Genomic DNA, 24,176 nt, shown 5'->3' with positions numbered 1-24,176 from the left:
ACAACTAATACTTACTAGCTTCATAAATATTTATTCCTTATTCTTTCAAATCATTTAAAATCCAATTAACCGCATCCACTAGGTCAGCCGCTATATAGTCAGGTTCTACTTCTTGCCACTGATCCCTATATGTAGTCAGTGAGCCAACTCCCCATCCCGTTTTAACTAACACCTTTTTCGCTCCTGCTCTGTCGGCAGCGAGCATATCAGAACCACCTGTATCACCCACAACATAACATTCTTCGAGCTTCAAATTATGCATTTCTTTTGCTTTTAATAGCAACCCAATATTTGGTTTTTGGCATTCACATCCGTCATCAGGCTTATGTGGACAGTAGTAAATGCCATCTAAAAAAACCGAATGATTTGCTAGCTCATCATCCATCCTCTTAAATCCCACCAACAATTCTTCTTCCGTAAAAAATCCTCTTCCTACTCTTGTCTGGTTTGTAAAAAGAAATACCTTTACACCCATTTCATTAAGAGATTTTATAGCAGTTGGAGCAAAATCGTACATAGAGAAATCCTCTGGATGGACCCCTCCCCCAGTTCCTCCAATCGTTCCATCTTGGTCTAGAAACACAGCTCTCATTTCCGACATCTCCTCCTATTTGTTTAATTCAGGAAAACCAAAATTTAATTGGAAATGATTTTTACATACATACCTCGTGTGGCTTTTTCATTCGCAATCCTTCCCATGTTTCTTACCTTTTCCGATAAAATAGATGCTCTGACTAACTCCTTATGATTAAAGATTGAAGGGTCAATTAATCGGACTTTGTTTTTACGATGTATATCGTATTGTTTTCTATCTTCTTTTACTTGTACATGCTGATGCAGTTGCTTTAAAAGGTCTATGACTTCTTTATTTTTTGATGATTTTATCTTATAGATTACGTCTTCATCTTCACTAAGAAAATCATCAAGATCTATAATTTTTTTTTCTAAGGATATTTTTAATGTCTTGGCTAAAATATCATTTCCATAAATGTTTAAAGGGTCCATAAATAAATCAATAACTTCTTTATAATAGGTTGTAACAAACCACTCCGCTATTTCTATGTTTTGGAGATACATTTTCCCTTCAAATACTATTAAGTTTCTTAAAAAACTCTGAACCTCTTCAAAAGAAATATGACCATATGTATACATGTCTCTTAAAGTATAGTCGACCCTATCTGCACATAGCTCAGGAGCTGGTTGCTCTAGTAATGCCCACTTTGAATCATCGAACAAAATGTCTTTGTAATTGTACCCGTACTTTGATAGGATTGTGGGAATCTCAGAGTTTATGATTACACTACTATATATTTTCTCATGATAATCCTCATCCATATTTTCAAAAACGAAATCAATTACATGTGAGAACGCTGTGTGTGATACGTCATGTAATAAGCCTGCAATTTGCTCCTCTACTGAACCGCCAAGTTTTCTAATTAAGAGCATTACACCAATTGAATGATCATACCTAGTTACATTCCACTTCTCATTAACTAAGTAACTTGCACCCGCTTGGTGTACGCCTCTAAGTCTTTGCAGCGGCTTACTCAATATTAATTCTTCTAATACTATGTCTACCTCAAATTCTCCATAAATATCATCCAACAGAATCACTGAAAATCCCCCCCAATCCTAGATTATATATTAATACCAGCAATAGCTGATATTTATTTCAACTAAGTTTACCTTTTCGATAGAGGCGGCAAAAATCCCTCTAAAAAAGGCAGATTAAATATCTAAAGAAAACTAAAAAAAATCCACAAATTAGACTTACCTAATTTGTGGATTTCTTCTACTCAATTATTTACTTCTCACGAACAACACTTTATACCACTGATTCACCAAAAATGGCATAAAAGACAAGATATAAATATAACTCAATTGTCCCCAACTTAATGTGGCGACTTCAAACACACCCGTAAGTGAAGGGACAAATAATACTAAATGTAAACTTAAGAAACCTATTATAAATGCTAGCCAAGTATATTTATTCGAAAATAGACCAATTATGAAAATCGACTCTTTCGATCTGGAGTTGAAGCCATGTACTAATCTGGACAAACATAATGTCGTAAATGCCATTGTAGTTGCTGTTAGGGTATCCCCTGTCTGCAAACCTAATCGAAAAGCAATAATCGTAGCGATACCAATTAATAAGCCTTCTAGTATCACTTGTGTTGTAAATTTTTTATTTAATAACGGAGTGTGAATGTCTCTCGGCTTGTCCTTCATTGTGTTTTTATTATGCGGCTCTAAACCGATTGCAATTGCTGGCAAACTATCTGTAAGTAAGTTAATAAATAATAGATGTACGGGTGCAAAGGGAACTGGTAAACCTAATACAGTTGCGTATAAAACAACAAAAATAGCACCTGCATTCCCTGATAATAAAAATAGAATCGCATTTTTTATATTCGTATAGAGGCTTCTTCCATTCGAAATCGCTTTGACAATCGTTGAAAAATTATCATCTGTTAAGATCATTGAAGATGCATCTTTCGCTACCTCGGTACCAGTTATCCCCATAGCTACACCGACATCAGCTTGTTTTAACGCCGGTCCATCATTGACACCATCTCCTGTCATCGCCACGACATGTCCTTTCTCCTGCCAAGCTTTCACGATGCGAATTTTATGCTCTGGCGTTACTCGGGCATAGACAGATATTTCTTGAACCTTTTCTTGTAGTTGTTGATCCGTTAATTCTTCAATTTCATATCCTTCGATCACTTCCGATGGATCTTTTAATAACCCAATTTGTTCGGCAATAGCCATTGCTGTTATTTTATGGTCACCTGTAATCATCACTGGTTTAATGCCAGCTTTTATACAGCTTTCAACCGCAGCCTTTGACTCTTGTCTCGGGGGATCCATCATTGCAATTAATCCGACAAAGATTAAATCACTTTCACCCCAGGCATCGATTGATTGATGCACCTGTATATCTTTGTAAGCTATCGCTATTACTCTTAATCCATTCATCGAAAAATCACGATTCACTTCTTCTATTTTGTTACGGTGTTCTTCCGTTATAGTACGTACACCTGTAGAAGTTTCGATTTTCGTAATCTTAGGTAGAAGAACATCTACTGCTCCTTTTGTAATCATCATAGACAGCAGATTAGACCTATGCACAGTCGTCATTAGCTTTCTGTCCGAATCAAAAGGAATTTCCGCCACTCTAGGATTGTCGCTTCTTACGATTAATTCATCAAGACCGTACTGCTTCCCTAATTTTACAAGCGCTAATTCAGTAGGGTCACCGATTTCTTTATGATCTCTTTCTAATGCGTCATTACATAATAGTCCCATTACGATAAGGTTTTTCTCCATTGCATTTCCTGTATTTAATTGGTCCTGCCGTATAACTTTTTGATCAATAAATACTTGTTGAACTGTCATTTTATTTTCGGTTAATGTTCCCGTTTTATCTGAACAAATAACCGATACACTTCCGAGACTTTCGACAGCATAGAGCTTTCGTATAATGGCATTCTCTTTCGCCATTTTCTGTGTCCCAAAAGCCAGTACGATGGTAACAATCGAGCTTAATGCTTCTGGAATTGCTGCAACTGCTAATGAAACTGCAAACATAAACGATTCTACTAGCTCTCGGCCACGAAAAAGATCAATCGTGAAAATAGCTACACAGAGCATCGTAATCCCTAAAGCTAGGTTTTCACCAAAATGATCTAGACTTACTTGTAGTGGTGTTTTCTTTTCTTTCGCATTATCTAGTAAGTTAGCTATTTTTCCGATTTCTGTTTCCATTCCAATAGCTGTAACAATTACAGTCCCACGACCAGCAGTGACAAACCCACCAGTGAAAACCATGTTCTTTTTATCCCCCATAGTTACTTGGTTTTCATTGATTGGTGCGGTACTTTTCGCTACAGCCAATGATTCACCTGTTAATGAGCTTTCATTAATATGCAGATTATGGCTTTCTAATAGTCTTCCATCCGCATTTATATAATCACCAGCGACCAAATAGAGAATATCTCCAACTACTATATCCTCAGAGGAAATTTCCACTACCTGATTATTACGCATGACTTTTGCAACTGGAGTATTCAACGCTTTTAGCTTGTCCAAAGATTGCTCTGCCTTCACATGCTGTACAGTGCCCAGGATTGCGTTTAAAATAACGACAATCAAAATCACAACAGTACTTCCTACTTCACCTAATAGAAATGAAATGAACGCAGCAATTAGTAAAATAATGACTAATAGATCTTTAAATTGTTCAAAGAAAATGGCGAATGTACTTGTTTTTTTACCTTCTACTAATTTATTATAACCGTCTACTTCTTGTCTCCTTTTGACGTCATAATCACTCAATCCTTGAGTTGTCACTCCCAATTTTTCCAGGACTTTATCTGCTGATTGCTGATGATATTCTAACATTCGATTCCCCTTCCCATGTAAAATTGCTAGACTATCTACTCCACCTCTATAATATTTTAGCTATAACAATACTATTCCTTGCCCTATGAGAGTATGATAATTATTGAGATAGAAATTAAAAAGAATCCACAAATTAGACATGCTAAATTTGTGGATTCTTATTTGATTTCCTTATAACATAAATTTAAGACGAGCATTACCTTTCTAGAGCTACTTTCATTTCTCTAATTGCATCTATTACAACTTGTGGTTTATCAATATGAATTGCATGACCAGCTTCCTCAATGATGAAGTGTTTACTTTCCGAAGATAGCGTTGCAAGTTCTCTTTGAAATTTCATCCAAGCAGCCATAGATTGGGATGTATGATGAGGCTGTTAATACGGTAAGTGGAATACTGCCAATACTTCTATCTCGAACTTGTTCCAGACTTTCTTCGAATTCTTTAAGAGAACCTTCTACACTAAATTGCTGTAAATAATCTCTCCTCATTTCTTTTGAAAATAAAGGAACCATAATACTATTTTGATCCTCGTGACAGGAATCTAAAAGAATCACACCAGCCACATTATCAGGATATGTACTTGCATATAATCTGACATTTACTCCTCCGAATGAATGTCCTACTAATAAAAAAGGAGGCTTAATATTTGCTTTTTCAAGTAATGCTCTTAGATTCTCTACAATTTGCAAACTATGTTTGGACTGGTTTCCTTTATCACTTTTCCCAACACTTGCTCTATCGTAAAGAAATACCTTAGCAAACTCTGAAACTCCTGCTCTAATCGGTTCCCAGTTATCTAGTGCCCAGCCATATCCTGATTCAAATACTACTGTTGGACCTTGTTTATACTGACCAATGCATTCGTAATATAACCCAACTCCATTTACATTTACTTTATTTACCAAGTAATTACTATTCAAAATCTCGCCCCTTTAACAATTGCACTACATTACTTCTGCCATGTGTTTCTTTTTACTTATTGCCCATTAGATTTTAAGTAATCTAAAATAATTTTTACTCGTTCTAGTACCGAGTAGTCTCCTTCAATTTTCACTATTGGGCAGTTTAGATCCTCCATCCAATGTTCGTGCAAGATTTTACTTCTAACCTCCAACCCAGCCACATCATATAAAGAAGCCCATTCTATAAAAGTCTCGTATTGTTCATGCATACTACCTCCAGCAAATATTTTATCACCATATCTTTGAAACTCTCTCTGCCGTAGTCTTTCGAGTCTTAAATTTTGGGGAATCCATAGAAATATGACCATATCAAAATGCGATTTAAAACTGTCACCCCAACCACATAATGCCCCAGACAGAATTGACTGCTCGCACTTTGATAAGTCTGCGTTCAGCATTTTCTTTCATCTATTTCACTTTGCTCAGTAAATTTGTCTTTCCAAAAATAATCATCCGTATCAAGATGCGTGTAAGATAATTCATTTGATAACGCTGCTCCTAGTGTTGATGTTCCTGAACCCGAAGCACCGAATATATGTATTTTATTCATTTTTCTCCTTTCAGTCTTAGTTGATTCTCACGGAGGTGATATACGCATTAAGCGAGTAGCCAATCAATAATATTCAATTGAAAAAATAAAAACATAAATATAACGAAAAACACTAATTCACTTAAGGTAATAATATGTTCTTTCGATTCTTTTTTATATTTCCATTCCATAAATGCACGATAACAATTCAAAACGATTATAAATGTAATCAATAGGCTAGGTATTCCTCCTATTTGAACCGAGTCTAAAGTCTGAATAACTAAACCTATAAAAAATAGGATTAACAACACTCTTTCCACTGTTTTCTGAGTTTTGTTTACCGGCTTATGTATGCGAATTTTTCGCTTTTCAGTTTTCAAAACTCTCCGTAAGATGATGCCAAGCAAATGTGAAATAGCGAAAATTACAAGGAATATTACAATCAGTTTTAATAAAAACATCTATTTTCCCTCTTCCCAGTAACTCAATAAGAAAATTACTACATCGTAAATAATCTTGTACAATTTTCCATGTAATTATTAATTCGACACCAACCCACAAATTCCTTCTTGTTCCAATTTCTACAAATGAAAAAAAGACAAAAAATTCTTTGTAGAATCCTTTGTCTTTTTTATTAATCTAAAGCCTTCAAACTCTTCCGATAGCTAAACAGAATTTGAATGAATTTATACGACCAAAATAGTAAAAAAACAAGTAATAATACTCTCATGACTCCACCAAAACTCCAGTAAATAAAAGGCTCGACTTGTTGAAGTGTATTTGTGTAAAAAGAAAATAATAATATCGCTATTAGATAAATACTCATACCAATATTCATTTTAAACGCACGTTTGATAGCTTGACGTTGCTCCTGTTTGTCATATGAAAATTGAGGCATTTCCTCATCATCTTCATAAGGCATAGCCCAAATCGAATAATTCAATAAAGTCATATTAGAAGAATATTTTAGCTTCCAGCCAAGTTCTTTATGCGTTGCAAAATAGGAAGGCTGTACTTTGTACTCAAACATACACTCATACTTTAAATTACTAGGATTCGTTTTTCTAAATGTAAAAACCGCCGCAGTGACCTTTTCGAGTTCATATCCTTCTTTTGCAATTCGCTCAAGCCAAGCTTTTGTTTCCTCTAGTTGATACATCCAACCACCTTTAAATTTACGCAGCTTATTACCAGAGGAAATAGAGTCAATCACCGCATCCATCTCACGTTTCTCAAACCGACGATAAGCCCTAAATACATAGATGGAGAAGGAAGCTATTACGATTATTTCAGTTACTAATAGTAGAATAAACCAAACGTTACCAGCTAAAATGCTTTCTTCTTCCATCACTGATGCGAGAATTCCCAGTATTATAATTGGTAGCATCGAAAAAGATATTTGAAAAGTGGCCAGTACGCTCAACGTATATGCATGCGTTCGGTTTCGTTTCACTAGTTTATCTCGAGATGGATACAATCGAATCGTTGGTACTTCATTCGTTAGAAAAAGCCAGTTGCCTACAGAAACTGCAATGTTCCAACCTTCTTTTTGTAAAGTTGTAGGTAGCGAATGATTCTTTGAATCATATTGGATATGATATGTTACATGCTTTTGTTCCCCTTTTTCGAGTGTGAATATACGTGTCCATCGATTTACACTCGATAAATGCCAGCCCTTTTTTGCCATTTCGGAAAGCCAACACTCCGTTTTATCGACATTGTAGCTCCACAGCCATTTCACTTTCTTTTCTTTCATTGAAAGTCCCCCTCGAAACGTAGTACATTGTCATGTAATTCTTTCAATCGTTTCATTTCCGCTTGCATTAACTCTTTTCCTAAGTCCGCTATTTCATAAATCGTTTTACGCTTATCATCCGCATAAATCGTAATGATTTCATCTCGTTGCATTTTCGTTAATGTGCCGTAAATCGTACCTGAGCCAAGTGTAATCCGACCATTTGTCATTTCTTCTACTCGTTTAATAATGCCGTACCCATGCCTTGGTTCTGTTAATGAAAGCAAGATATAGAACGCTGTTTCGGTCATCGGCATATACTTCTGGATAACTTTTTTCACTTCGTCACCTCTCTGCTATGTCACACCTCGACTATATCACAACGTGACATATGAGAACAAGTAGGAATTTTCTGTTATTCGTACTATAAATTAAAAAATAGCAATTAAATGAGTATTATGCTATAGTATGTGTATAGCCTTTCGTTTTGGCTTCCAATAATACCGATTGTCATTCAGTCGCTATCATTTGGGTGCCAAACCCGCAGGAACACTTAAGGAACGAAGTGTTCTCTACCAAAAAGCATCATCTCTTTTGAGATGATGCTTTTTTCTATGTATAATTGATTAAATTTCTTGCATAAGTTAGAATTTCATCTTTCTTGCATCACTTTCGATTGCATTTTTACAAGTAAGACAGGATAAATTAGCTTTCTTGTTGCGTTTATATAATCTATACTGCGGATCATTATCGTAAAGCTTAAACTCTCTTTTGCAGAACATACACTTTACCATATAAAATAACATATCATCCCTCCTAGTCTATTTATATCAGATTATGTATCCGAAAGAAAGAGATACATGAATCTATTTTCATGCACCTCTCATAAACTTTCATTATACTTCTTAACAAATAACCCGGTATATACAAAAAAGACACCAATCATCAGTATAATTCCAATATAAACGGACATCATCGTTGGGATTAAAAATGCACCAATGATAATGGTAGATCGTGCAATTAAGTCTGCCCCGCTAAAAGAGAAATTGGAGAATGCAGAATACGAACCTCTTTTATCAGCAGGAATCATATTTGCTTGCTCTGCGTTACGAACAGGTGAATAGATTAATTCACCAATTGTTGCAATCAAATTAAATAGAATCAATATATACCATGTGTTTGCCGATGTGACTGTGATATAACCAATACTGTAAATAATAAGACCGATCAATAATACCTTCTGATTACTAAAACGATTTGTAATTCGATTGATCAAAAACGTAAAGCACACGACTAGCAACATATTCTCTATGTTGAGAATACTCAACATTCGTACACCAGCAACTTCAAAATCCCCAATACTTACTGATTCAAAAGTTTCTGCTAGACGAACACCTATATAACTATTTAAAGTAAATTCAGCAGAAAATATAAACATGGAACCTACAACTAACTTTACAAATGGTTTATCCCGAAAAGCAACCTTGTAGTTTTGAACTAAATCCAAAAATACATTATCATGCTGCTTTTCTAAACGATTTGCATGCTCATCGATTAGCCAAATCTTATATGCAATTGGTAGACTAATAGAAGTAATAGATAGTACTGCAAAAAGCTCCATTTGATGATTTAGGTACAACAAGCCACCTAAAGCTGCTCCTATAGCCATTGATAAATTCACAAGCCAATAATCCAGTGCATAAACCTCTTTACGATTTTCAGGTGTAGTCGAATCAATTATAATTGCATGCATCGCTGGGCGCCCAAGACTACTCGTAACTATGTAAGCTACATAGGCAACAGCAAATAACCAAATAATATTTTCCTCTGGCAATAAACTAATCGTCATGCATAAAAACATCAATGCACTTAAAAACGAAGTTAATACTAACACCTTTTTTCGTGGAAATCGGTCAGAAATATAGCCACCAATTAGATTAGTAAAAAAACTGACGATGACAGTAAATATTAAAAAGACTCCTGCCCAAACCTTACTCATTTCTTGTGCAAAAAATAAGGCCATAAATGGCATAACTGCCGATGATACAGCACGATTAAAAAAAGATGTAATTAATCGAACCTTAATATTTTGTGGATAGCTTTTCCAAGTCATGTTGTCATCTCCCTCTGTCTTATGTATATTAAACTAGACTCAAATAATAAAAAATGGACACTTTAATTACTTATGTCCACTTTTAAAAGGAGTATATGATGGACAAATATTTATTAACCCTTTGGCAATCTGTCCCCTCAGGTAACATTAAACAATATGAATTAGCTGATTTTCTCCAATTAAGTCCCAAACAAACGGCTCGTTATATACAAAAATGGTCAACAGAAGGATGGCTTACATATACTTCTGGTCGTGGTAGAGGAAATGTCTCAAAACTTGAGTGGTTGAGAGATGTGGAAGCTATTTTAGAAGAACAGCTCATGAAAACAATCGATGAAGAACCTGTCGAAGTAAGTAGTAAATACTTATTATTCGATTGGTCACTTGATAGTAAACTCCGCTTGATGAATAAATTTCGCTCGAAATTTGGATACGTTCATTCATCCAATGATAAGCTTGTGATTCCTAGAAGATATCCTTTTCTGACTATACATCCAATAGATGCTGCGGATGTAAGCAGTGCTAGCATAGTAGCTAATGTTTATAATCGTTTAGTAGCTATCGATGAGCATGGCGTTGTTTCACCTGAACTTGCGCATAGTTGGGATATTGCTTCTACTAAACTTCGAATTTATTTGAAAAAAGATATTAAGTTTCATGACGGTTCCATATTAACAGCAGAAGATGTGGTTACCTGTATTGAAAGGTTGCGAGTTCATCCACAATTTAAAGGGGTATGGGAACCTGTAAAACAAGTATTTATCGTTGCTCCATTAGTCATCGATATTTGTTTCCCTAATGGATGCAGTTACTGTTTACAAATGTTAGGTACGATGAATGCAAGCATATATAAAGAAAACAAAGAAGACGTAATTGGTACAGGATGCTTTTATATCGAAGCTAACAATGAAAAGAAAACAACTTTAGTTGTCTTTAAAGATTATTTTGGTGAAAGACCTTTATTAGATGTAGTGAAATTCGTTCAAGTTCCCCAGGAATTTGATGTAGTATATAGATCCTCTGCTCAAGAAGACACCAACACTACTTTTCAAGTGGAAAGCGATTCTGGTTTTGGCATAGTTATGATGAATACGTTTCGAAATACTGCAATTCAGCGGAAGGATGTTCGTGATTATTTGCATTATATTATTGCAAAATATCGACATGAAATTAGCGAATTGGGTACACGTAAGCTACCGAATCATCATGGGTGCCTCATTGATAAAAGTGAGGAAATTGCTATTGCTAAAGTAAAAAAGCCACATTTTACAGAACCACTTGTTTTAAAATTAGTAAATTATACGGAGAAAGAGACGATGTGGTTAAAACACATATTGGAAAAAGAGGGAGTCCCGGTAGTAACTAAGGATGTTTCTTTTAAGGATTCAGTTTTCAATAGCTTAGAAAACGAGGATGTTGACTTTTTTATACACGGAGAAGTATTTGAAATGAATCAAGATTTTTCTTTTTTCTATTTTCTTAAAAATGGGTATTCATCTTTAGCAGATATATTAAAAAAAGATTCTATCATAAACCATTACCTAGATGAATACGCACATACTCCATTTCAGAATTGGACAGCATTAAATTTGAAAGTGGAGAAAAAACTAATTGAGGATTCCGTCATGATTCCTTTATATTATGCCAAACGACAAATCCCTTTTTCAGCAGATTTGATGAATATTACTATTAAGCATTTTGGCTATGTAGACTTTTCAAAACTATGGGTGAGGCCCGATATACATGAATAAATTTACTAGAAAAAGTAATGCTCTACTACCCTTTCATAGGATAATAGAGCATTGCTTTTTACGATTCATCTAACAAATGTTGATAAAACTTATCCGCCGCGATTGATAATGGAATACTTTTTTTTGTTACTAATCCAATTGTTCGCTCTTCTATGTTTTCATATATCGGCACCTCGAATAGTTCACCTGCTGCTAGTTCTTTAGAAACTAACTCTTTTGTGACAAATGCAACGCCCATTCCAATTTTTGCACACTCCATTAACAGTTCGACACTTCCTACTTCAATATCTGGTGTAACACTGAGACCCTGTTTTTGAAATAACTGATTAAGGAAGTTTCTTGAACTACTAGTTTCAGAAAAAGATATAATGGGGTAATTTAACAACTCTTCAAGATGACGTTTACTAGTTGCCAACTCTTTCAATCTATTTCCAACTACAAATATACTTTGTATCGTTAAAAATTCCTTCTGTTGAATGCGACTTTCATTAATGGGCAAATGAACGATTCCAAGATCAATCAAACCATTATTCAACTTATCTAAAATTTGCGGAGTTGAGCCGTGCTGAAGCTTGATCTGAATTTTGGGATACAGTTCTTGAAACTCCTGTATAAATGGAAGCAAATAATGCTTACACGTTGAATCACTGCCTCCGATCGTCACATATCCATTTTCTAAATTTTTCATGTCCACCATTTTTCTTTCCGCGCTTTCTAGTAATCCAAAAATTTGCTGCATATATTCATATAAAACTTCCCCCTCACTTGTGATTTCAACTCCTTTTGACGTTCTATTGAATAATTGTACCGCTAGCTTTTCTTCTAATTGCTTAATAGCATGACTGACACTTGGCTGCGTTATGTACAGCTTTCCTGCTGCTTTTGAAAAGTTTTTTTCTATTGCTGTAATATAAAATACACGGTACAAATCTAAACTCACGATATAGACACCACCTATGACTGTTATTCAAAATGTTCATTTCATTTATACCACTTAATTTATTATACTGAAATTACTGAAAAGGAGTGAGTGGAAATTGAAGAATTCTATTGATATAAAAGCACGGAGTCCTTGGACTTCATTAAGTAATGTGAAGTCCATCATACTTTCTCCAAACGATAAGAAAATCGACGGAACTGTTACTATTCCTGGAAGTAAAAGTTTAACGAATCGAGCATTAATTATGAGCGCTTTAGCTGATGGGGGATCTAAAATTACAGGCATATTAAAAAGTGACGACTCTTATTGGTGTATAGATTCTTTAAAAAATTTAGGAATTAATATGGACATTCTACAAGATACTGCTTTTATAAATGGGAATGGCGGAAAATGGGATTCAGGCAGTTTATATATTGGAGCAGCTGGCACGATTGCACGGTTTTTGCCTGGTGTTTTGGCATTATCAACTAAAGGAGAATGGAAAATCGAAGCCAGTAGTAGCATGAATAAAAGACCAGTCTCTTCTTTAGTAAATACATTAAACGAATTAGGTTGCGACATTCAGTGTATAGATCAGGAAGGATACTATCCGCTATCTATTAAAGGAAAGAAAATAATAGGAGGAAATGTAAGTCTTTCCGGTAAAATTTCTAGTCAGTTTATTAGTGGTTTATTGATAGCAGCTCCATTAGCTAAAAAATCGATTACGATTAATATCGAGGATTATATCGTCCAACATTCTTATGTGCTATTAACACTGCAATTGATGGAACAATTCGGAGCAAGTGTGGAATATGATAATGACTTAACGAAAATTGTCGTACATCCTTCGCAATATACTCCTCAAAATATCGCGCTCGAGGCAGATGCTTCTACAGCATGTTATTTCCTTGCACTTGCGGCACTGACAAATGGGAAAATTAGAATCGATAATTTAACCTATGAAACAGAACAGCCCGACATAAAAATGGTCGATATTTTGGAACAAATGGGATGTACAGTAACAAAAGGAGCGACTTTTATCGAATTAGAAGGAACTGCACAATTAAAAGGAGGGTTCGAAATTTCGATGAGAGCACTGTCCGATCAAACACCCACGTTAGCTGCGTTAGCCCCATTTGCAGATGATCCGATAACGATTAATGATGTCGAACATATTCGCTATCATGAATCAGATCGCATTCGGGTTATGAGTGAGTCTTTAACGAAATTAGGAATTAGAGTAGAAGAATTTAAAGATGGATTAAAAATATACCCCGGCAAACCAAAATCGACATTATTACATACGTATGATGATCACCGAGTCGCGATGTCACTAGCTCTAATAGGCACTAGAATCGAAGGAATTGAACTAGATGACCCTGGTTGTGTGTCGAAAACTTGTCCTAACTATTTTGAGTTACTAGAAAACCTGGGAGTGAATATACAAAAAGAGTCAAACCTTTAATGGTCGACTCTTTTCTGTTTTTTGGCCCGTCGAATAAAATAAATACTTGCCAGTAGTAATACAACTAGTAAAACAATCAAGTATACCGCATAATCCATTACTGCTGGGGCATCCTCTTCTAGCGGTTTAGCATCGAGATTGATCGACACTTGTTCGATTGGTTTATCCCCTAGCCCAAGCGCTTCAATATCAGCCACTGCTGACGCCAAATCTGTCGTTCTCGAACAAATAGTTCCTTTAAGCTCCCCGTCTATTTCTTGCGCATATACGAGATATTCATTGTTCACTGTAAATGGAAAGCCACAGCTAGCAGAATCTCTTTCTGTAGAAACGACAACTTGCGATTGAGTTACTCCCTTCCAAGCCTCATCCACTTCAAACAAAAAAGCGATAGGATCTGCGGAAGACTGAGTTAAATTATGCTTATTTACATCTAACATATCAATAACTTTTCCAGTGAAAACAGCTGAACTACTTGCTAGTTCTTCCTGTGCTGATGGCGGTGCAATACACGAACAAGCGTAACTAGTCGCTGGTGAATAGCTGAAGAAGAAAATAATTGAAAAGATCATGAGCAAAGCAATATTTTTGTGTTTTAACATATTCAATACCTCCTTTCCCACTTAGACGGTTCAATGCAAGTCCAGGTTACATGTTGGAATGGTCGTTTTCGGAGATCCTCGACCGCTCCCTAATCTAATAAAAAAGAATCGCCAAAAGCGGCGATTCTCTCTTTAAAACAGTTCTTTTGCTAATAATCGGTACACATTCAATCGTTTTTCCTGTGAATGAGGAATACTGCAAATCATTGCTTCGTCAAAGCCGTATAGCTGTTGCTCTTCTTGTAACTTTGTAGCAACCTCTTTTGCTGTACCTACTAAGTGGATTTTACGATTATCTTGAATCATCATGCGATCCATTTCTGTTAGCGGATAATTTTGTGCTTCTTCTGGTGTCAACGTTTGACGAAGTTGGCCTCTCATTAACGATAACCGAGAAATATCTTGTGGAAGTGCCTCGTATTCCGCTTCTTCTTTTGTTTCTGCAACAGTCACCATATATGTTACATTGATTTCTGGCTTCTCCATAAGGGCAGACGCTTGGAAATTTGTTCGGTACGTATCAAAAATTTCCTTTGTCATCCCACCTTGAAAAAACTGTGCAAAGGAATATCCAACTCCTAAACGACCTGCTTGCACAGCACTATTTCCTGTTGATCCAAGCAACCATGCTTCGGGTAACACGATATTCGCTGGTGTTGCAACTGTTCGATTGTAAACACTATCTTCTGGTACTTCATCATTTATTAACTGGAGTGTTGTTGCTAGTTTGTCATACATATTATCGAGCATTGGTTGGCGGCCTTCGGAAAGTGCATACATGGCATAATTATCTCCGCCAGGTGCACGCCCTACTCCAAAATCAATACGACCAGGTGAAAGAGCACTTAGCGTTTTAAATACTTCTGCAAGCTTCAAAGCTGAATAATGCATCATCATTACCCCACCTGTTCCGATACGAAGCTTAGTCGTTTTCGCAGCTAAGTGTGCTGCAATAACTTCAGGCGCAGAGCTTGCAATAGTGTTCGTCCCATGATGTTCCGCCATCCACATACGATAATATCCTAACCTATCTGCTAAAATAGCAAGTTCTTCTGCATTTTTTAATGCACCAGCAGCCGTGTTTCCAACTGTAATCGGTGCTTGATCTAGTACACTTAGTCTCATCTATAATTCATCCCTTCATTCGCAACATAACCTACTTTATCCAATATTATAGAAGGAAGAAATGGAAGTAAACGAAAGAGACTCACAGCCGTTATTACAGCGATTGTAAGTCTCTTTTATGAGTGCTTGTAGTCAAATCTTTACGTCGATATACACTTAGTACTATACCAATAAGAAATGAATTAAACAAAATCGGCATCAATCCATAACTTATAAATGGCAAGGACATAGAAATCAATGGGAAAAACCCAAATGTCATTGCAATATTCGTAACCATTTGAACGGAATAAAGAGCAACCGCACCAATAAGCAGAAGTTTTCCATAGGATTTAGGCATTTTTCTAGCGATATACATAATTCTAACAATAAATAAAGATAGAATTAATACAAGTGCCATGGCAAAGAGCCAACCATAATAGGAAGTAAGACTTGCAAAAACAAAATTGGTATGTGCTTCGGGAAAATACTGTTTGTCAATTGAGTTCCCAAACCATCCAGCCTGTGAGATTAACTTTTTAACGAACAATATCATATTTCCTGCACTGTCTGGATAACTTTCAGGATTTATAAATGCTAATAGTCTTACTTTCTGATAAATTTCTAATAATGGCCATATAATTATTCCGATAATGCTAAAGGAACTAATTACTAAAGTAGTAATTGTAATAATTGCCTTTCTACTAAATTTACTCCACCAAAACATAACAAATACCATAGCAATGTAAATATAGGCAGTTGAGGCGCTAGCCAAGTCCAAGATTAAATAAAAAGAAAGTGCATATAACATTCCAAAATGCCATATCTTCAATCTTTTATTATTGATAAAAGATGCCCATGCGAGAAAAAAGAAAGGAAGAGCCATCATGCTTTCAATCGTTATAGGTCCAAGCTGAATTACGGGAAGTCCATATACTATTCGGGTTGAAAAAAGTCTTATAGTTAAGAGAATCAACACACCGATCGCGTAAAACATCCAGCCAAACTTTTCTAGATTTCTATAATTGATCAGCATCATTCCAAAGGCTGTTAGTCCACCGAGAAAAACAAAAACAACTTTAGATTGAGAGTAATGACCTAGAAAATTCCCATTATCTATATATCCAATAGAAAACAACGGCAAAAACCCTAGTGCTAATGTTGTTAACAATAAACTAACCGTTATCCAATCTACTTTCGGCCGATGAAGTTTGTTTAGCTGTTGACCAAGGGTTATGGGGCTTCCCATTTGTTCAACTGCCTTTTTTTCCGCTTCTGTTTCGGTTAACCCCTTCTTCATCCATTCTCTTTTCGCTTCTTTTATGTGGTAATCCAATTCAATTGAAACAAAATCCTTCGCCTCTTTTGATCTGATTTGATCGCTTACTTCGCTCAAATAAGCTTGACTCCTTTTTTCCACTGAACTGTCACCCCTCAAATAGTTCTTTTAAAGCAAATTTTTTATCTATATGTTGCTTTTCTAGTTTTACTAATTTTTTTCTTCCTTTATTGTTTAATCGATAATATTTAATATTCCACTCATTCCAGCTTGATTTTAAACAGCTATCTTGCTCTAACTGGTGTAAAAGGGTATATAAAATCCCTTCATTTTCCTCAAATTTACGTATTCCTCTTCCCCGTAAAAAATTCACTAATTCGAAGCCAGTTTTTTCTTTAACAAGTAGCTGCATAACTGCTAATAAAATATCCTCGTCTTTTATTTCTTTATTAACTCTTTCACGAATTGCTTTTTGGTGTTGATCGGTGAATCCCAAGTCAGAAAAAACACTTTTATCCATTGATTTTTTCAATCTTTTTAAACGCTCATCCATTTTTGGAGCCCTCCAATCGTTCTTCTAAAAGTTGTTTAGCACGTCTAAGTCTAGTTTTAACCGTGTTAACACTTACTTCCGTCATAACCGCAATTTCCTTGATTAGCAAATCCTCGTAATAGAAGAGATAAATCACTTCTCTATATTTAATCGGTAGTGTCATTACGACGGAGATTAACTGATCATCTTCTTCTTTTTGTATAACAACTTCCTCTACCATTCCTTTATGCGTTCTATTTTCGGCAATCTCTTCTTTCATAACAACATTCTTGTTATACCAGCTTTTTAAAAAATCCTTACAATGATTAATAGCAATACTCCATAGCCATGTTTTTAGTTGAGATTTACCATTGTATGTATGCAGTGCTTTGTAGCATTTGACAAATATGTCCTGCGTTAAGTCTTCTGCAACTTCTTTATTATTTACATAAGAATAAACAAGCCTTATTATTTCCTGCCCATAATTGTCCATCAGTTCCTCTATAAGCGCATCCTTCTCATCTAAATCGAGTGCTTTAACAATAAGTTCCTCCACTTCCACACCACCTATCTAGTTATTAGACGATGTGCCTCCATAGAAGGTTTTTTTACTTTAGAAAATAAAAAGGAACTTCCCTAAAATTCATTAGAAGAGTTCCGTTTATGTCTATTTGAATGTGAAAGCATACTACCTATAAATTTAATTTTTTCTTAACTTCCAGTATATATTCTATGGAAAGACCCGTTACTGCTGCAATTGTCTCAGGTTCGAGTTTATTGAATAATGCATTGCGGACAATTTCTAATTCCTTTAATGTTCACCTTGCTCAACACCTTCTTCTACACCCATATGTTTTACATCATCTAACTTCGCTTCTTCATCTAAAATATACTTTAATCTGGATTGCTATGCTAGAAACTGCTCAGGAGATTGACCTAACTCTTGCCAAACTGTGAAAGCATTCATTAAATTATCATCCTTCATTGCAAGCTCCTCCAATTCTTTATAAATTTCCTCGTAAACCATTTCTTTTCTCGCATCCACCATACCTAGCAATAGTAGCCATCTTGCAAGAATATTATTCCATGAATCTAACTTCTTTTCATACCATAGTTGGATAAATTTTTGCATTTCAATAAAATGAATTTCAAGCACATCATCTACGCGAAACTTAGCTTAGGACATACTAATAATATCTTTTATTCTTTTATAAACTTCATAAATTCTCCAACATTTTTAAAAATAGCATGTGGTTCAGATGTAAATTCTAATGAATGATAATCTGGCAGCCATTGAACCCCTATCGTCAAAACATTCGCTTGTACGCCAGATAGTATGTCTGCATCACTGTCACCTACAAAAATCGCCTGACTATGATCAACACCTAAAAGAGACAATGCTGTTATTAACCCTTCTGGATCTGGTTTCGGCTTGACCACATCATCACCAGTTATGATGACATCAAACATCCCTTCCATACTCAGTGCTTGGAGAGAAATATCTAAACTTCGCTTTGCCTTTCCGGTAAAAATGCCAATTTTATACCCCGACTCTTTCAAAAACGCTAGCAAATTATTTATCTCTTCATTATTTACTACTAATTGGTCATGATGTTCTGCGTAAATTTTATAATACAATTCAATCGCTTCGTCTTTATTGCTGTTCGACAAATTTCCTCTAATAATTCCTGTTTCAGAAGGTCCAAACATCGTTTTTATTTGTTCCTCTGTAAGTTCTTTGTTATCAAACTGTTTGAACACATGTTGAAAAGCATCAAAACAAATTGGTAACGTATTCGCTAATGTTCCATCGAAATCAAAAATAACTGTTTTTATGGTCAACACTTCCTTCCCATTAATTCCATCTCTATTATACCAAAGTAAAAGACTAGCATACCTTTTGTAGTTCACGTCACTTTGATATGCTTAAATAGTAAAGAATTTATAAAGTTTGAAAGTTTCACTTTTAAAGATGCTACTGTATGTACAGGAGGAATGAGCCGTGGTAGAACAGATACTACTTGTCGAGGATGATGCAGAAATTGCGCGTATTATACGCGATACTTTACTACAAGAAGGCTATCAGGTCACCTGGGCTTCAACAGGAATGGAAGGATGGGAAGATTTTCAAGTTGTAAAATATGATTTAGTGCTTGTTGATTGGATGATGCCTGAAATGGATGGGATTACTTTATGTCAAAATATTCGCTGGAAAAGCGATGCTCCCATTTTAATGATTAGTGCACGTAGCGAAGATGCTGACAAAGTGAAAGGGCTTCATATTGGTGCAGACGATTACTTAGCGAAACCCTTTAGCCTAGAGGAATTGAAAGCACGTGTTGCCTCTCACTTAAGAAGATGGCGTCGTTATAACGGACAGCAAGAAAATAGTGAAATAGAGCGATATGAACATGGGTTAACAATCAACTGGCAGCTTGGACAAATAAAGCTGTCCGGAAAACCACTTATGTTAACAAATAAAGAATATGAGTTGTTAAAAGTATTAGCACAAAATCCGGTACGTACTTTTTCTAAAGTCGAGCTATATCAACATATTTGGCAGCAACCTGAGCTAGATGAATCACATACTATTACTGTTCATATTAAATCATTACGTGAAAAGCTTGTAGATCCAGTGAAAATGCCACACTTCATCCAAACTGTTTGGGGTAAGGGCTATCGTTTTATCGGGGAGCGTTTATGAAAATTAAAACATGGCTTCTTCTTTCCTATCTTATCGTGATGATTTTGCCACTTGCTGCTGCTTATGCTCTCTTTGCTTGGATTAACTCGTATCATGCAGATAGGAATGTAACAGAATACGTTGAACAGTGGAATAACCTTCAAAAAATGAAAGATGTTTTGGATAACCCCTTACTTTATGAACGGGGAGCCGATTTCAAACCAGTTGAGAGCTTAAAAAACGAGCAAGTAGTCATTACACTATACGAGCGTTCAGGGGTACTTTTATTTACGACAGATCCATACGCTGTAGGTTCAATTTCTTCCTTCAATAGAGAAAAGTTATATCAAGATTTTTATACGATAAAACAGCAGTACCGTACTAACATTTATAAAGCGCCCGTTTTCAAGGAAGGTAATGTTATTGGAATCTATGAAATTACAACAATGCGCTCTGACTGGGTAGCTGGTGTAGAAAATCGTACTTGGTTCGTTGTTTCATTATTTTTACTTTTATTTGTAAGCATTTTTGTTATCGTCATATGGTTTGTAAACCGAAAGCTCAATAATCCACTTAATCTACTCAGGAAAAATATGCAGGCTTTTGGAACTGGACAACAACTTACACCGTTCACAAAACGGCAAGATGAGATTGGTGATTTAGCGGAAAGTTTTGCAGCAATGCAGGATGAAATTGAAAAAGCTCGACAGCATCTAGCAAGCGAGCAACAACAAAAGGAAATGATGATTGCAAGCATTTCACATGATTTAAAAACACCTTTAACTTCCATTAGCGCTTATGCTGAAGCATTAAAGGGTCAAACATTAACGAAAACACAGCAAGTGGAGTATACAGAAGTAATCGTTGGAAAGGCGACTTACATGAAACAATTGCTAGAGGATTTGCTGACATATACTTTATTGCAATCTGCAAATTACGAAGTAGAGCGTGTTTCTGTAGATGGGCAGGAGTTTTTTGACATGCTGACTTCTGACTATGCCCCCCTCTGTCTGAGTAAAAATATAGAATTGACGACAGTGTGTCGGGTAACTGGATCGTATTTAGTTAATCCAAAACAATTCATGCGTCTTGTAGACAATTTAATGACGAATGCTCTCACACATGTTTCTTCAAATGGTCAAATATTACTTGCTGCTTTGGATGCTGGCACTAAACCTGCCGAGTGCTATTCTTTTGTAGCCTCAGCACTTCCAAAGAAAAATGGGATGTACGTCATTGTACAAAATAGTGGTTCTGGTATTTCAGAAGAAGATTTAGCAAGAGTGTTTGAGCCTCTTTACCAAGGTGATACAGCACGTACAAAGGTCCATTCACAAGGCACAGGACTTGGTTTAAGTATTACAAAGCAAATTATAGAAAAACATGGTGGTAATGTAGAAATGCTGTCCCAGCAAGATATTGGCACAGCAGTTATTTGCTACTTACCTTCAATTAAAGGAGAAAACCAACATGAAATGGTTAACTAAATTAGGAAGTATTATGTTAATTTCTGGAACGCTTATTGCATGCAATTCGGAAGAAAGCCAGTTTTCACCACAACAAGTAATTGAAAATGCATTGCAAGAAACGGAACAAGCATCCACTTATTATGGTGAATATAAAATGCTGACCAGTATAGATAATACCGATGAGCTAGCAACTGTAAAAGAATGGTTTCAAAATGGAAAACGTCGAATGGAAATGACTGCAACTGGAGAAAATTCCTCAGAAGAATTACTTCTTATAAATGATGGTTCTAAGATGTATATTTATAATAAACCGGCAAATAGTGTAAAGTCTTTTGCACTTGAAAATGAAATGGATCAATTAGGCATTCCATCACCACGAGAGCAAGCAGAAATGCTCTTAGAATCGGTGAAAGGTTCACATGATATTACGATTGTTGGTGAAGAAAAAATTGCAAATCGTGCAACCTACCATATTGCGGCAAAAGCAAAAAATAATAAGAGTATTATTGGCGATTTGGAGGTATGGATCGATAAAAAAACTTGGATGACTTTGAAGAGCGTATCAACAACCGGTAGCATAACATTTACACAGGAATACACAAAAATTGATTATGATGCAAAAATGGACATAAACACTTTTACATTTGATGCCCCTGAAAATGTAACCATTGAAGAAATCGACACTTCTGCTTATACGCCTGTAGCAATAACGGAAGAGGAAATAAAACAAACGATTGGATCTTACTATAAACTTACTAACACTGATTTACAGCTAACTGCGGTAACTGTCACTGGAAAAGATGAGCCACGACCAGAATTTTCTTTTGAATACGAACGAAATCAAATACCTGCGCTATCACTAATTGTATTTAAGCAAACAGCTCAACAAGTTGACTTTGGCTACTCGGCCGAAGAACAAGAACAAATTATTCGTGGACAAAAGGGCACGAAAATGGAAATGAATAATTTCCGAACGCTAAGTTGGTATGAAAATGGCTTATCCTATAGTGTTATTCTCCTTGATCCAGAGTTAACCTTTGAACAAACACTTAATTATTTGGAAGAAATGAAGCTAGAACAATAAAATAAGATCGACAATGAAAAAACGGAGCATTTCCTATAAAGGAACGCTCCGTTTTTAGCTATTAGTATACAGATGTATTTTCTTTCGTAATGTTCTCCAAAATTTCTTTCACGCGTGCTAGGAAACGACCACAAACTAAGCCGTCTAGTACACGGTGATCAAGTGATAGACATAGGTTAACCATGTCGCGAGCTGCAATCATGCCACCATCCATAATAACTGGACGTTTTACGATTGATTCCACTTGAAGAATTGCCGCTTGTGGGTAGTTGATAATTCCCATTGATTGAACAGAACCAAATGATCCTGTGTTATTTACAGTGAATGTACCACCTTGCATTTCGTCTGATTTTAATTTACCAGAACGAACTTTTGCAGCAAGCTCATTTACTTCACGAGCGATGCCTTTAATCGTTTTCTCGTCAGCATTTTTGATGACAGGTACGAAAAGAGCGTCGTCTGTAGCAACTGCGATGGAAATGTTAATGTCTTTTTTCTGCACAATTTTATCTCCAGCCCACATAGAGTTCATCATTGGGAATTCTTTCAATGCTTGTGACACTGCTTTTACGAAGAAAGCAAAGTATGTTACATTGAAGCCTTCTTTTTGCTTGAACTCATTTTTAATCGAGTCACGATATTGTACTAAGCTCGTTACGTCAACTTCAATCATCGTCCACGCATGAGGTGCTTCGTGTTTGCTACGTAGCATATTAGTTGCGATTGCTTTACGAATACCTGTAATCGGGATTTCGATATCTCCAACTGCTACAGGAACATTTACTGGAGCTGCTTTTGGCGCCGCAGTTGCTTGCGGTGTAGCCGTAGTTTGTTCCACTGCTTGTTGTGCTGGAGCAGCTACTGGAATTTCTCCACTCTCAATAATTTTCAGTAGGTCTTTGCGCGTTATACGCCCTTCATTTCCAGTGCCAGTAACTAATGAAAGATCGATGCCATGTTCTTGTGAAATTTTTAATACTGCTGGTGAAAAACGTGCTTTAGCACCTTTTTCACGCTCGATTGGAGCGGCAGATGTAACTTCTTTTTTCACTTCTGCAGGTGTTACTGCTTCAGCTTTTGGTTGCTCTGGAGCTACTTTTTCTACCGTTTCCGTAGCTCCGCCTTCTGTTTCAATCGTACAAACGATTTCCCCAACTGCAAGCGTATCGCCTTCTTTTGCAAGAAGCTCTTTAATAATACCAGTGAAAGATGAAGGCACTTCTGCTGTAACTTTATCAGTATTTACTTCCGCAAGTGGATCGTATTTATTTACATGATCGCCTGGTTTCACTAACCATTTTTCGATCGTTCCTTCAGTTACACTTTCCCCTAACTGAGGCATTTTGATTTGTTCTATAGCCATGTATAGTTCCTCCTTATCAAATTCGCCTTGGCGTATTTGCGTCCAGATTTTTATCGAGCTTGAGGCCTACAGGAAGTAGGTCATGCAGTCGTTGCGACAGGACGTCACGTACTTAGACTGCCTTCCTCGACTCCTTTAAAAAATCTGTGACATCCGCCGGAGGCTGCTATAACAAT

Annotated in this window: 22 protein-coding genes and 1 pseudogene; 5 read left to right on the top strand and 18 right to left on the bottom strand. The window is 36.0% G+C overall.

Annotated features, from left to right (window positions below; all coding sequences use genetic code 11):
* Positions 1 to 37 precede the first annotated feature (37 nt).
* From RUH95_RS18525 to RUH95_RS18485, 9 genes and pseudogenes are all read right to left on the bottom strand, one after another.
* Positions 38 to 592 (bottom strand): D-glycero-alpha-D-manno-heptose-1,7-bisphosphate 7-phosphatase, encoded by a 555-nt coding sequence (locus tag RUH95_RS18525; protein ID WP_313894385.1) that lies wholly within the window; start codon positions 590 to 592, stop codon positions 38 to 40.
* A 44-nt stretch (positions 593 to 636) separates the two neighbouring features.
* Positions 637 to 1,614, bottom strand: a complete 978-nt coding sequence (locus tag RUH95_RS18520) for an HD domain-containing protein (protein ID WP_313894384.1) — start codon at positions 1,612 to 1,614, stop codon at positions 637 to 639.
* Between the two features lie 186 nt (positions 1,615 to 1,800).
* Positions 1,801 to 4,407 carry a cation-translocating P-type ATPase gene (locus tag RUH95_RS18515; protein WP_313894383.1) on the bottom strand — a complete coding sequence of 869 codons (2,607 nt, stop codon included), beginning with the start codon at positions 4,405 to 4,407 and terminating at the stop codon, positions 1,801 to 1,803.
* A gap of 296 nt (positions 4,408 to 4,703) precedes the next feature.
* Positions 4,704 to 5,330 carry an alpha/beta fold hydrolase gene (locus tag RUH95_RS18510; protein ID WP_313894382.1) on the bottom strand — a complete coding sequence of 209 codons (627 nt, stop codon included), beginning with the start codon at positions 5,328 to 5,330 and terminating at the stop codon, positions 4,704 to 4,706.
* Between the two features lie 56 nt (positions 5,331 to 5,386).
* Positions 5,387 to 5,922 (bottom strand): annotated as a pseudogene (locus tag RUH95_RS18505) (P-loop NTPase family protein).
* Positions 5,923 to 5,969: 47 nt separating this feature from the next.
* A complete protein-coding gene (locus tag RUH95_RS18500) occupies positions 5,970 to 6,362 on the bottom strand; it encodes a DUF4181 domain-containing protein (protein WP_313894381.1) in 393 nt (130 codons plus the stop codon).
* Positions 6,363 to 6,535: 173 nt separating this feature from the next.
* Positions 6,536 to 7,657: a DUF2812 domain-containing protein gene (locus tag RUH95_RS18495; RefSeq protein WP_313894380.1), complete on the bottom strand. Its 1,122-nt coding sequence runs from the start codon at positions 7,655 to 7,657 to the stop codon at positions 6,536 to 6,538.
* Positions 7,654 to 7,953, bottom strand: a complete 300-nt coding sequence (locus RUH95_RS18490) for a PadR family transcriptional regulator (RefSeq protein ID WP_313894410.1) — start codon at positions 7,951 to 7,953, stop codon at positions 7,654 to 7,656. Before RUH95_RS18490 ends, RUH95_RS18495 begins: the two co-directional genes overlap by 4 nt.
* 566 nt (positions 7,954 to 8,519) lie before the next feature.
* On the bottom strand, positions 8,520 to 9,749 hold the full coding sequence (locus RUH95_RS18485; protein WP_313894379.1) for an MDR family MFS transporter: 1,230 nt from the start codon (positions 9,747 to 9,749) through the stop codon (positions 8,520 to 8,522).
* Between the two features lie 98 nt (positions 9,750 to 9,847).
* On the opposite strand from RUH95_RS18485, the gene RUH95_RS18480 reads away from it, so the two are divergent.
* Positions 9,848 to 11,500, top strand: a complete 1,653-nt coding sequence (locus RUH95_RS18480; protein ID WP_313894378.1) for an ABC transporter substrate-binding protein — start codon at positions 9,848 to 9,850, stop codon at positions 11,498 to 11,500.
* Between the two features lie 58 nt (positions 11,501 to 11,558).
* Here the strand turns inward: RUH95_RS18480 and RUH95_RS18475 are convergent, their stop codons facing one another.
* On the bottom strand, positions 11,559 to 12,440 hold the full coding sequence (locus RUH95_RS18475; RefSeq protein ID WP_313894377.1) for a LysR family transcriptional regulator: 882 nt from the start codon (positions 12,438 to 12,440) through the stop codon (positions 11,559 to 11,561).
* Between the two features lie 97 nt (positions 12,441 to 12,537).
* On the opposite strand from RUH95_RS18475, the gene aroA reads away from it, so the two are divergent.
* Complete coding sequence (aroA, locus tag RUH95_RS18470) at positions 12,538 to 13,887, top strand: 3-phosphoshikimate 1-carboxyvinyltransferase (protein WP_313894376.1); 1,350 nt, start codon at positions 12,538 to 12,540, stop codon at positions 13,885 to 13,887.
* Here the strand turns inward: aroA and RUH95_RS18465 are convergent.
* The 7 genes from RUH95_RS18465 to RUH95_RS18435 all read right to left on the bottom strand — a co-directional run bounded on the left by RUH95_RS18465 (position 13,884) and on the right by RUH95_RS18435 (position 19,237).
* Complete coding sequence (locus tag RUH95_RS18465) at positions 13,884 to 14,489, bottom strand: hypothetical protein (RefSeq protein ID WP_313894375.1); 606 nt, start codon at positions 14,487 to 14,489, stop codon at positions 13,884 to 13,886. The genes aroA and RUH95_RS18465 overlap by 4 nt on opposite strands.
* 132 nt (positions 14,490 to 14,621) lie before the next feature.
* Complete coding sequence (locus tag RUH95_RS18460; protein WP_313894374.1) at positions 14,622 to 15,614, bottom strand: LLM class flavin-dependent oxidoreductase; 993 nt, start codon at positions 15,612 to 15,614, stop codon at positions 14,622 to 14,624.
* Between the two features lie 94 nt (positions 15,615 to 15,708).
* Positions 15,709 to 17,010, bottom strand: coding sequence for an FtsW/RodA/SpoVE family cell cycle protein (locus RUH95_RS18455; protein ID WP_313894373.1), 1,302 nt, complete (start codon positions 17,008 to 17,010; stop codon positions 15,709 to 15,711).
* Positions 17,011 to 17,017: 7 nt separating this feature from the next.
* A complete protein-coding gene (locus tag RUH95_RS18450; RefSeq protein ID WP_313894372.1) occupies positions 17,018 to 17,422 on the bottom strand; it encodes a PadR family transcriptional regulator in 405 nt (134 codons plus the stop codon).
* The gene (locus RUH95_RS18445; protein ID WP_397469525.1) at positions 17,415 to 17,972 is read right to left on the bottom strand and encodes a sigma-70 family RNA polymerase sigma factor; all 558 of its coding nucleotides are present in this window, start codon (positions 17,970 to 17,972) and stop codon (positions 17,415 to 17,417) included. Before RUH95_RS18445 ends, RUH95_RS18450 begins: the two co-directional genes overlap by 8 nt.
* Positions 17,973 to 18,308: 336 nt before the next feature.
* Entirely contained in the window at positions 18,309 to 18,557 is a 249-nt protein-coding gene (locus RUH95_RS18440) for a hypothetical protein (protein WP_313894370.1), read from the bottom strand.
* Between the two features lie 44 nt (positions 18,558 to 18,601).
* Positions 18,602 to 19,237, bottom strand: a complete 636-nt coding sequence (locus tag RUH95_RS18435) for an HAD family hydrolase (protein ID WP_397469524.1) — start codon at positions 19,235 to 19,237, stop codon at positions 18,602 to 18,604.
* 166 nt (positions 19,238 to 19,403) lie between these two features.
* On the opposite strand from RUH95_RS18435, the gene RUH95_RS18430 reads away from it, so the two are divergent.
* Genes RUH95_RS18430 through RUH95_RS18420 form a run of 3 tightly spaced genes read left to right on the top strand, consistent with a single transcriptional unit; the run spans position 19,404 to position 22,637 of the window.
* Complete coding sequence (locus RUH95_RS18430; protein ID WP_313894368.1) at positions 19,404 to 20,105, top strand: response regulator transcription factor; 702 nt, start codon at positions 19,404 to 19,406, stop codon at positions 20,103 to 20,105.
* Complete coding sequence (locus RUH95_RS18425; RefSeq protein ID WP_313894367.1) at positions 20,102 to 21,571, top strand: sensor histidine kinase; 1,470 nt, start codon at positions 20,102 to 20,104, stop codon at positions 21,569 to 21,571. Before RUH95_RS18430 ends, RUH95_RS18425 begins: the two co-directional genes overlap by 4 nt.
* A complete protein-coding gene (locus tag RUH95_RS18420) occupies positions 21,555 to 22,637 on the top strand; it encodes a LolA family protein (RefSeq protein WP_313894366.1) in 1,083 nt (360 codons plus the stop codon). The genes RUH95_RS18425 and RUH95_RS18420 overlap by 17 nt, the downstream gene beginning before the upstream one ends.
* 61 nt (positions 22,638 to 22,698) lie before the next feature.
* Here the strand turns inward: RUH95_RS18420 and RUH95_RS18415 are convergent, their stop codons facing one another.
* On the bottom strand, positions 22,699 to 24,000 hold the full coding sequence (locus RUH95_RS18415; protein WP_313894365.1) for a dihydrolipoamide acetyltransferase family protein: 1,302 nt from the start codon (positions 23,998 to 24,000) through the stop codon (positions 22,699 to 22,701).
* Positions 24,001 to 24,176 lie beyond the last annotated feature (176 nt).

This window comes from Psychrobacillus sp. (assembly GCF_032154225.1).
In the GTDB taxonomy this organism is placed as follows: Bacteria; Bacillota; Bacilli; order Bacillales_A; family Planococcaceae; genus Psychrobacillus.
Note: the sequence above shows the minus strand (reverse complement) of the source record. Positions and strands in the feature narration are given on the sequence as shown.